At 43.8% G+C, this 9,943-nt stretch carries 7 protein-coding genes; all 7 read left to right on the top strand.

All coding sequences use genetic code 11. The features are described 5' to 3' along the window. Positions 1–70 precede the first annotated feature (70 nt). The 7 genes from glmS to K1Y77_RS11130 all read left to right on the top strand — a co-directional run bounded on the left by glmS (position 71) and on the right by K1Y77_RS11130 (position 9,879). The gene (glmS, locus tag K1Y77_RS11160) at positions 71–1,918 is read left to right on the top strand and encodes a glutamine--fructose-6-phosphate transaminase (isomerizing) (protein WP_264428484.1); all 1,848 of its coding nucleotides are present in this window, start codon (positions 71–73) and stop codon (positions 1,916–1,918) included. Positions 1,919–2,204: 286 nt separating this feature from the next. Then, positions 2,205–3,548, top strand: a complete 1,344-nt coding sequence (gene glmM / locus K1Y77_RS11155) for a phosphoglucosamine mutase (RefSeq protein WP_264428481.1) — start codon at positions 2,205–2,207, stop codon at positions 3,546–3,548. Between the two features lie 223 nt (positions 3,549–3,771). After that, positions 3,772–5,823 carry a glycosyltransferase family A protein gene (locus K1Y77_RS11150; RefSeq protein WP_264428480.1) on the top strand — a complete coding sequence of 684 codons (2,052 nt, stop codon included), beginning with the start codon at positions 3,772–3,774 and terminating at the stop codon, positions 5,821–5,823. Between the two features lie 15 nt (positions 5,824–5,838). Further along, the gene (locus K1Y77_RS11145) at positions 5,839–6,882 is read left to right on the top strand and encodes an SGNH/GDSL hydrolase family protein (protein WP_264428478.1); all 1,044 of its coding nucleotides are present in this window, start codon (positions 5,839–5,841) and stop codon (positions 6,880–6,882) included. Between the two features lie 35 nt (positions 6,883–6,917). Further along, positions 6,918–8,120: a putative rhamnosyl transferase gene (locus K1Y77_RS11140; protein ID WP_264428477.1), complete on the top strand. Its 1,203-nt coding sequence runs from the start codon at positions 6,918–6,920 to the stop codon at positions 8,118–8,120. A gap of 15 nt (positions 8,121–8,135) precedes the next feature. Beyond that, on the top strand, positions 8,136–9,092 hold the full coding sequence (locus K1Y77_RS11135; protein ID WP_264428475.1) for a hypothetical protein: 957 nt from the start codon (positions 8,136–8,138) through the stop codon (positions 9,090–9,092). After that, the gene (locus tag K1Y77_RS11130) at positions 9,082–9,879 is read left to right on the top strand and encodes a polysaccharide lyase (RefSeq protein ID WP_264428473.1); all 798 of its coding nucleotides are present in this window, start codon (positions 9,082–9,084) and stop codon (positions 9,877–9,879) included. The genes K1Y77_RS11135 and K1Y77_RS11130 overlap by 11 nt, the downstream gene beginning before the upstream one ends. Positions 9,880–9,943 lie beyond the last annotated feature (64 nt).

The following is a 9,943-nucleotide window of genomic DNA, read 5'->3' as shown; positions in this document are numbered from 1 at the left end:
TGATGGCCCTGCTTGTAACCGCATGGGCCATTGTCGTTTTATGCTGTTTTTATGTGGGGAATAAATAAGTATGTGCGGAATCGTCGGCGCCGTGGGCGCAATGGAATGTACGCCCTTTTTGCTTTCGGGCTTAAGGGTACTTGAATACCGCGGTTATGACTCTGCCGGGTTAGCGGTGCTAAATGCTTCCGGTGCGTTAGTGCGTGCCCGTGCAAAAGGCCGTGTCGCAGAGCTAGAGGCTCGCGTTGCGGAGCAGGGTGTTGTGGGTAATGTGGGTATTGCCCATACCCGTTGGGCGACTCATGGCGTGCCTGCGGAGCGTAATGCTCATCCGCATATTTCCAGTGGCTTGGCGGTGGTGCATAACGGCATCATCGAAAACTACGAAACCCTGCGTGAACAGCTTCAGGGCTTGGGGTACGTGTTCACCTCAGACACCGACACCGAAACCATCGCCCACCTTATTCAAGCCTGCTTTAAGGGCCAGATTGGTGAGCCAGCGGAAAATTTATTCTCTGCCGTGCAGTGCGCCGTGGCGCATTTACAAGGTGCGTTCGCCTTGGCAGTGGTGAGTGAAGAAGAGCCGGATTGCTTGGTCGTGGCCCGTGAAGGCTCACCGTTAATGCTCGGCATTGCAGAAGACGGCCACTACGCCGCTTCTGATGCCTCAGCGCTGCTGTCCGTCACCCAACAAATGATGTACCTGGAAAACGGCGATGTGGCACGGTTAACCCGTGAATCGATCACCCTGGTAAATGCCCTGGGTCAGCCAGCTCAGCGGGAAGTGATTACCTCTAGCCTGTCTGCGAATGCGGTAGAGCTGGGTGAGTTTAATCACTACATGCAAAAAGAGATGTTTGAGCAGCCCCAGGCGCTGGGTAACACCCTAGAAATGCTCAGCGGTGCAGGCCAGCTGCAGCCAGGTATTTTTGGTGCTGAAGCGCACGCTGTTTTTGAACAGGTGGATTCAGTACTGATCCTGGCGTGTGGTACGTCTAGCTATGCGGGCATGACGGCTAAGTACTGGATTGAGCAAGTCGCGGGCATACCGTGCAACGTGGAAATTGCCAGTGAATACCGGTACCGCGTTAGCGTGGCGAATCCTAACCAGTTGGTGGTGGTGATTTCCCAGTCTGGTGAAACAGCGGATACGTTGGCTGCGTTGCAGCACGCGAAGTCTATGGGGCATGCCCATACGCTGGCGATTTGTAACGTGCCTGAATCTGCCATTGTGCGTGAAACCCTGCTGCGCTTTATTACCCGTGCTGGCCCGGAAATTGGCGTGGCCTCTACCAAAGCGTTTACCACTCAGCTGAGCGCGCTGTTTTTGCTCACGCTGTTGTTGGCAAAAGCGAAACAGCGGTTAGCTGACACTGATGAAAAAGCCTACCTAGATGAACTACGTCACTTGCCCATTGCGGTTGAAAAAGTACTGGCGTTAGAGCCAAGTATTAAGGCGTGGGCGCAGCATTTTGCTAATAAACAGCATGCCTTGTTCTTAGGCCGTGGCCGCCATTTCCCCATTGCGTTGGAAGGTGCGCTGAAGCTAAAAGAAATCTCCTATATTCATGCAGAAGCCTACCCCGCAGGTGAGCTAAAGCATGGGCCTTTAGCGCTGGTGGATGCGGATATGCCAGTGGTAGTGGTGGCCCCTAATGATGAGCTGCTCGAAAAGCTCAAAGCCAATATGCAGGAAGTCAGCGCCCGTGGCGGCCAGCTGTATGTGTTTGCCGATGGTGACAGTGCCGTGAAACCGAGTGACGGTGTGAATGTGCTAGTGATGCCAGAGCACTATGGTTTGCTTTCGCCCGTCTTACACGTGGTGGCGCTACAGTTACTTTCTTACCACGTGGCGCTGGTGAAAGGCACCGATGTGGATAAGCCGAGGAACCTGGCCAAGAGCGTGACAGTGGAGTGAGGGGCTCTTGCTAACCTTGCTATGGATAAAACCTTTTTTATGCCACGGACGACACGGACAAGAAAAATTCAAAAATAAAACCTTAAAAGATTTTTGAGGTTTTAGGTTTTCGTCCGTGTTTTCCGTGAGTGTCCGTGGCTCTATAGACTTACTTGCATGTTCAAGCAAGTTGAGTACGAGGTGTATGCGCCCGCGACAACCCCACCCTCTCTCGGGAAGGGCGGTTTGGAAAACATCTCTAAACCTGTCTCGCATTTCACAATATTTTTTTTAATGGTTCGATTTTATGCGTAAATATTTTGGCACCGATGGCGTGCGTGGCCGTGTTGGCGAATTCCCCATGACCCCTAGCTTTGCGATGAAACTGGGCTGGGCGGCTGGTAAGGTTCTTGGGGCGGAAGGTATTAAAGAGGTATTGATTGGCAAAGATACCCGTGCCAGTGGCTATATGCTGGAATCTGCTTTAGAGGCTGGCTTTTCGGCAGCAGGCGTGAATGTTGCCTTGGTGGGGCCGTTGCCGACACCTGCGGTGGCGTATCTTACCTCAACCTTCCGCGCTGACGCTGGGGTGGTGATCAGTGCATCTCATAACCCTTTTGATGACAACGGCATTAAGATCTTCGGGCAGGGGGGCTATAAGCTAACCGACGTTCAAGAGCAGGAAATTGAAAGCAAACTGCGTATTGCCTTGGAAGGCGGGATGGAGTGCGTCAGTTCAGAAGCGTTAGGCAAAGCGCGGCGTATTGAAGATGCCGCTGGCCGCTATATTGAATACTGTAAAGCGGTATTGCCCAGCACGTTAAGCCTAAGTGGCTTGAAGATCGTGGTGGATAGTGCCAATGGCGCTGGCTATAAGGTTGCCCCTGCAGTGTATAAAGAGCTAGGTGCAAACGTTATCAGTATTCATGACCAGCCCAATGGTATGAATATTAATGCAGGTTGCGGCGCGACAGCTATGCGCAGCCTGTGTACGGCGGTGTTAGAACACGAAGCGGACCTTGGGATTGCGCTAGATGGCGACGCCGACCGCCTGATGATGGTGGACCATACAGGGGCGGTGGTAGATGGTGATGAGCTGCTGTTCCTACTGGCAAAAGATGCCAAAGCAGCAGGTTATACGGGGGGCGTTGTTGGCACCCAGATGAGTAACTTGGGGCTGGAGCAGGCGTTAGCCGCGATTGATGTACAGTTTGTGCGTGCAAAAGTAGGCGACCGCTACGTGATGGAACAGCTTAAAAGCACCGGTTGGCGCTTAGGTGGTGAAGGTTCTGGCCACTTGCTAAGCCTGGATCATGCTTCCACAGGGGATGCGGTAATCGCATCGCTACGCGTACTCACATCGCTGTTAAACCAAGGCACCACGCTGCATATGGCGAAGCAAGGTATGAACAAGCTACCCCAGGTATTGGTGAACGTTCGCTTTAAAGCCAGTCACGATGAAGACCCGCTTGAAAGTGCATCTGTTCAGCAAGCGCTTACCGAGGCAGAAGATAAGCTTGCCGCCAATGGTCGTGTGCTGCTGCGTAAATCCGGTACTGAGCCATTAATCCGTGTGATGGTAGAAGCCAGCGATGCTCAGCTTGCTCAGTGGTGTGCCGAGCACATTGCTAGCGCCTTACCCTCTGCATAGGTTGTTATGCGGCACTATATGGGTAAGAGCATAGCAAATAGCGATATTCTTGTTTTGAAACTGGCTATACTACTACTCATGGTGCGATGCAGCGTATTTCTGGTAAATAAGCCTAGCTATGATAGCATTTAAGACGTTCGTATAATCAGTTCGGGTTTGATGGCCCTAAAGAATATGCACCTAATCAATGAACATAACGCACACAGAGAGCCTTAATTACGCTATGGACTTTCAGAAAGGAAACGAACTGTATCGACAGGGAGCTTACGAGCAGGCGGCTTCCTATTATGTTAAGGCGCTCCAACGTCAATGTGAATTTAAGCCCTGTTATGTGAATTTAGCCCTTGCGCTACGCAAGATAGATAATAAAACTGCCTGCGATCAGTTGCTAAAAAATGCGCTTTCTATTCTCAGACCAGGCAAGTTAGAAGAAGATCTCTCCCTGGTAAAAAAATCCCGTTTAGTAAACGGGAAATGGTACGTTGTTGAACATGCTATTTGGCTACCCAAGAAAGTAGACCCTGTATTGCATTACTTAGCGGTAGGTTGGCGGCTAGGCCTAGACCCCTGCAAACGCTTCGATAACGACTTTTATCTGGAAAGTCATCAAGCGCAAATGCGCCCTAATGAGATTCCATTGTTGCATTACCTGTATAAAGGCAAAGTACAAGGGAATGAGATTAAGAGTAAAGAAAAAAATGAAACTGCTGACCTAGCTATCCAGCTCTGGAGTGGCCACTCTCAAACCGCTCTAGATGTCTTTAAAAAAATGTATGAAGATGAAAATAATAGTGGTTCGCTGCGTTGGGCAGCATTGTGGCAAACAGCCCGTTGGGTCTTTTTCTGTGGAGATATTGAAAAAGCGTTAGATTACGCTATTCAAATGGAGAATGTAGCCACAGTAAGTAGTATCAGAAAAGAGACTGTCTACTTAAAGGCTTTTTGTTTACTTGCACTGGGTCGAAAACAAGAGGCCTTTGGTACTTTAAGTAAGTATGTTGCTTCACACCCAAATGATGCGGACGCACATTTTGCTATTGCTAATGCTATAGAAGAAGACGCCGATCGCATTGATGCAATAAATAAAGCATTTGCAATACATGGCTTTTGTGGAATTCGTCTTAAGGATAAAAATAAAGCACTTTCTATTGGGAATATAGTTGGCTTGCCTGCTGCAAAGGTGAAAGGTAAAAATAAAGTCTCGATCGTTATGCCCATTTTTAATGCTGGAGAGCAGGTGCGTATTGCGATTGAGTCGTTATTGGCGCAAACCTATGAGAATATAGAAATTATTGCAGTAGATGATTGTTCACCAGACGATACATTTAAAGTTCTGAAAGCACTTGAAAAAGAAGATTCCCGTGTGAAAGCAGTACAGCCCCCTCAAAATGGTGGTGCTTATGCAGCGCGAAACTATGGTCTAAGCTTTGTTACTGGCGATTTTATTACGACACATGATAGCGATGACTGGTCGCACCCACAGAAAATTGCTACGCAAGTGAAACACTTAGAGCAACATCCGAAGGTTATGGGGTGCGCTGCGCACTGGATTCGTGCACAAGCTAACTTAGCATTTACTCAGAATTGGCGGCCAGTTAAAAAGTTGATTCACTGGAGTCAATCTTCTTTTATGTTTCGGAGAGAAGTACTCGAAACGCTAGGTGGCTGGGATCATGTGCGTATAGGTGGCGACACAGAATATATTTGGCGTATGCAGTCTCGTTACGGTGAAAGTTCTTTAGCCAAGATATATGATGATGTACCTTTGGCATTTGCATTAGATGAAGAGTCTTCTTTGACGCGTACTAAAGCGACTCATGTACGTACCGTTTATTATGGTCTTCGACATATTTACAGGGAAATATGTACTTGGTGGCATGCATCACAAAAAAACTTATACGTAAAAGATGCAAATGTTAAACGTGCTTTCCCAGCACCTCGTAGTATGTTTGAGCGTAGTGAGGAGCCATTGAAATTCGACGCTGTTATAGCGGGCGATTTTTCACGTTTAGAAGATTGCCAGAGTGCAGCAAGTTATATCGAAAAACACCCGAAGCAAAAAGTGGCACTGTTCCACTGGCCGAGCTTTCATAAAGCCCCAGAAGCGTTGTGTAACTTGTACTTTGAGCTTTTACAGCAAGGCAAAGTAGAGCCAGTTGTTATGGGTCAAGTGGTTAAAGCGGAAAAATTCAATATTGTTGATCTTGCTTTGATTGATTATCCGTTAGATGGATATCCCGATTTTGTTGGGCTTGAAAACTGGTTGGATATCTAGGTATAGGATTTGTTAATGAACGTATTATTTATCGGTGGCAGTAACCTCCTGATGAGAAATGGAATATCAACGATAATTCCTAGCGTGCTTGTCTCTTCTGGAGCTAATTTAGGTCAAGTCTACAATGTTTCTGTTGGAGCGACTGGAAGCCTATTCGGTTTAGAAAATTTGGTTTTATTTGGACAAAAGAAAATTGACCTTGTTTTTGTTGAGTATGGGATTAATGATTTGCCTATATTTTCAAACGACAAAACATTATGGGAGGAAGGTTATAGAAGTCTTTTCACTGAAATTATAAAGAAGTATCCTGAAGCACACATAGTTAACATCTTATTAGGCCGCCAAGCTGAAAAGTTTTGGGGTCGGCAGGAGATAATGCATCAAAAAATGTCTGCAATAGCTGCTCAGGCAGGGGCACTTGTTGTTGATATAAATGATGATTTGAAAAAAATAGGTACACATTACGGTAGCGTTGATCTCTTTTATCGAGACAGTAGCCATTATGTTTCTCCTGTTGTTACAAGATATATTTCGGAATTGATTGTATCTAGATATTTTTTGAATAAGTCATTTGGCTATTTCGATAAATTCAAGAATGATAAGCCATTAACTAAAAATTTTTTAAAGGCTTACCGAGTCCCAGGAGCTGTTGGACTGTACGAAAACTCTCTATTTAGGAGAGAGACATCTGTTCTTGATGTTGATGCCTCCATCAGTATAGAGGTGCAAGGGACGCCTGTCGCTATCTCTTTTATTTCAGAAAAAAAATCATGCTCTCTTTTAATAGAATTTGATGGCTTTAAGAAGATCATCAATACTAGGCGTCGTGAAGCTGATGAAGAAAAATTTGATTTCTTATTGAAGCAAATACCACTGTATAAAGCTTTTGATCCTAAAAATCACAATAGCCATAAAAAAATTATTAAGATAACAGCGGTTGATAGTGAGTCTGAATGCTGGAACGATAAGTTTGTTCAAAATACATTTGGCATGGTACCTGCAGTAAGAAATACAGGTAACAAAGTTTTTATTGGCAATATTTCAACTCTATCTTTTTAAAATTTTTAGCCATAGTCATTTTTGGAGCTAACTGTATGAAGAGGCATGTTTTTGTTTTAGTTAGATACAGTGTTTTGACACACCATAGAGGAGCCTGGGTAATTGGTAGAGATAATGACTTTGATGAGTATAAGAAAAAGTTATTTGAAGACGAACGCTTGAAGTTACATACAAAGCTATTTAAAACAGTCACTCTTCCTTCTTTGTTAAAAATGGAAAAAAAAAATACGACTGTTTTATTGTTTACCTCTTCAGAAATGCCTGCTAAATATCTAAATGAAATAAAAGAAATTGAGTTAAAATTTGAAAATTTCAAAGTAATTGAAGTTGATGTTTCTCAGTCTCTTACAAAAGTGATGCAAGATAAGCTGTTGGGTGAGTTGGGAAAGTTGGGCGAAGAAGTATGTTATGCTTCTGTAAGATTGGATGATGATGATGCGCTAGCAGATGAGTTTTATGTTTCTTTATTTAAATATGTAGATCCTAGTTTTGTCGGGCACTCAATATCTTTTTCAAAAGGTTATGCTGGTCTATATGAAAATGGGAGCTATAAAGGATTCTATGTTCAGAATTATCCCAAATTAGCTTTAGGTTTGTCGCATATTCATCATTATCGTAAGGGTGAGGAAAAAGAAGTATCTTCAATTTATTCTCTTGGAGGTCATACTAGAATTGATGAAAAAGCCCCTATTATTATTGACTCTAGAAAGAGTATGTATATAAGAACTATCCATGAAGCTAGTGATATGTATGGCAGTAAAATAAAAAGCAAGGTTGAACTGGAAAGGAACAAAGTAACGCATGAAGAAGTTTTTGAAAAATTTTGGTTTTTAAACAAAAAAGAAATTTTAAATAAAGTTTTAGTTTCTGGCAAGGCCTTTGTTAAGACCCACCATAATACTTTCTTATGCTTTTCTAAAAAAAGTGATACCGTGTTCCACTATGATTTTCAGAAAATAGAAAAAAGTTCTGATTTGTTTTTTATATTATATGACATGATGGCTGGTAAATTGTGCATAAATAATGTTGATGGTTGGCTTGAAATAAAGAAAAAAGGCAAAGTAAGGTTTGTAAATGTTCCCGATCTAGAGGTTTTGTTAAATAAAGAAAGTGGTATAATTCTTAAGATGCAGTTCGATGAAATGCATGGGGGTGCATTTTTAAGTGCTTCAAGAAGTGGGACAGTACGTTTTGTTGAGCACTGTAAAGCTTGGGAAAATTTTTTATTAACATTTTAAACTGTAAGGTGTGAAATGTCTTGGTCAATGTGCTATTCAGAGGTGAGCCGATCAGGTAAGCGTTGGGGCGGTGTTAAAAAGTACTATGAAAGTTTAACTGATTTTCAAAGTGATACTAATATACCTAACGGTCTTAGCTCTATTCAAGCAGAGTGTGCACTTTTGGATATTAGCATTGATATCGTTAAAGGGAAGCCATTATATGTTTTCTTTAATGGTGCTCAGCGTCGTAATGATAATTTTAAGCTTCCAGTTTTTTCTGGCCGTGGTATAACTCCTGTAGGTGAAGTTAGCAGGCTTTCCATAAGTGACCCAGCTTTGTATTTTGCTAAAGACTTGTCAATGGGTTGGTATGCTGGTACTCGTTTTTTTTCAACTCAGAAGATATTGATTCCTGCCGTTATCGATAAAATCAGCTCTGTAGCTCAACCATCCAAAATTATATTTATTGGTGGCTCTTCTGGTGGTTTTGCTAGTCTTTATTTTTCTAAGCGCTATGAGGATTCAATTGCCTTGGTCTGTAACCCCCAAACTAATATACTCCGCTATCATTCGGCCCATGTTAAGAGATATATAAAGTATTGTTTTGGTGTTGAGGAAATTTCGCAGGTAAGGGACGACCCTTCCTTGATGCGGGGAATAACTAAAAATGTATGTCACTTTTATAAGGGTGAAATTAAAAATAAAATTATATATATGCAAAATAAAGATGATAAACATCACCTTAAAAACCACTTCTTACCTTTTGTTAAGTCATTTGGAATAAATCCAAATCTAAACATCGGTTGCCACCAGTATGGAAATCTTTTGAATCTGATGGGAGACTGGGGTGAGGGTCATCAGGTCGCTCCTAGAAGGGTCTGGGCGGATATATTAAGTGATTTATCAAATAATTTGGATTGTCTTGACACGTTGTTCGAAAGAGGAGAAGCAAATTCTCTTGTAAGGCCTAATGCTGAGTATGCAAAATAATAAAAATCATTTATATAAAATTATTATTGGGTTTTCTCTGATCCTTTTGATTTGGTTATTATGGCAAAAGGAAAGCGAAACGCTTAGTGTTGTTGAAAGCTTCGACAATATACCCCTGACCAAAATAGGCCAAGAAATCGTTGACCACCAACTTACTGAGATCGTTCATGACTTAGGAGTTGAAGGCTCGCAGGGGATCAGGGTTGACTACGAAGGCTATGAACGCGGTAGCCGCGGTGTGGTTGTGTCACCCCTTATCGAGCCTGCTCAGCAGTACGCGTTTTCCTTTTGGGTGCGTTTTTGTGAAGGCTTTGATTTTGCCCGTGGCGGTAAATTACATGGTTTAGGCCCCGCAAACCCTGTAGCAGGCGGCAATGCTATAACGCCACAAGGGTGGAGTGCGCGTTTAATGTTCCGCCGAGACGGTGGGCTGCAAACGTATATTTATCATCAAGATATGCAAGGACGGTTTGGGGACACGTACATTGCCAATGGATTTACCTTTGTGCCAGGGCAGTACCACCACGTGGAAATGCAAGTGTCGCTCAATGAGCCTGCTACAGAGAGTAATGGTCGTGTCACTGTTTCTGTTGATGGGGAAAGGCTCATCGAGCATACGGGGCTGCGTTTCCGGGCTGAGACAACAGAGGCAAGTCAGATTCAGCGCTTATTATTTAGTACCTTCCACGGTGGTAGCAGCCCTGAATGGGCACCTAGAAATGAAGATGGCAGCTACAAAACCGACTGCGCTTATTTTGATACAATCGCGCTTAGCCCATCGCTTTGAATAACATCCTGTGGGCGACAGGCGTTGTTTTTGATGCATTATGAATGTAACGACTTCAGGTGAG

This window comes from Halomonas qaidamensis (assembly GCF_025917315.1).
GTDB lineage: Bacteria > Pseudomonadota > Gammaproteobacteria > Pseudomonadales > Halomonadaceae > Vreelandella > Vreelandella qaidamensis.
This window is presented reverse-complemented; position numbering and strand designations above follow the sequence as displayed.

Coding starts and splice junctions, on each gene's coding strand:
- K1Y77_RS11135 (WP_264428475.1), top strand. CDS start 8,136: ATGTCTTGGTCAATGTGCTATTCAGAGGTGAGCCGATCAGGTAAGCGT.
- glmM (WP_264428481.1), top strand. CDS start 2,205: ATGCGTAAATATTTTGGCACCGATGGCGTGCGTGGCCGTGTTGGCGAA.
- K1Y77_RS11145 (WP_264428478.1), top strand. CDS start 5,839: ATGAACGTATTATTTATCGGTGGCAGTAACCTCCTGATGAGAAATGGA.
- K1Y77_RS11130 (WP_264428473.1), top strand. CDS start 9,082: ATGCAAAATAATAAAAATCATTTATATAAAATTATTATTGGGTTTTCT.
- K1Y77_RS11140 (WP_264428477.1), top strand. CDS start 6,918: ATGAAGAGGCATGTTTTTGTTTTAGTTAGATACAGTGTTTTGACACAC.
- K1Y77_RS11150 (WP_264428480.1), top strand. CDS start 3,772: ATGGACTTTCAGAAAGGAAACGAACTGTATCGACAGGGAGCTTACGAG.
- glmS (WP_264428484.1), top strand. CDS start 71: ATGTGCGGAATCGTCGGCGCCGTGGGCGCAATGGAATGTACGCCCTTT.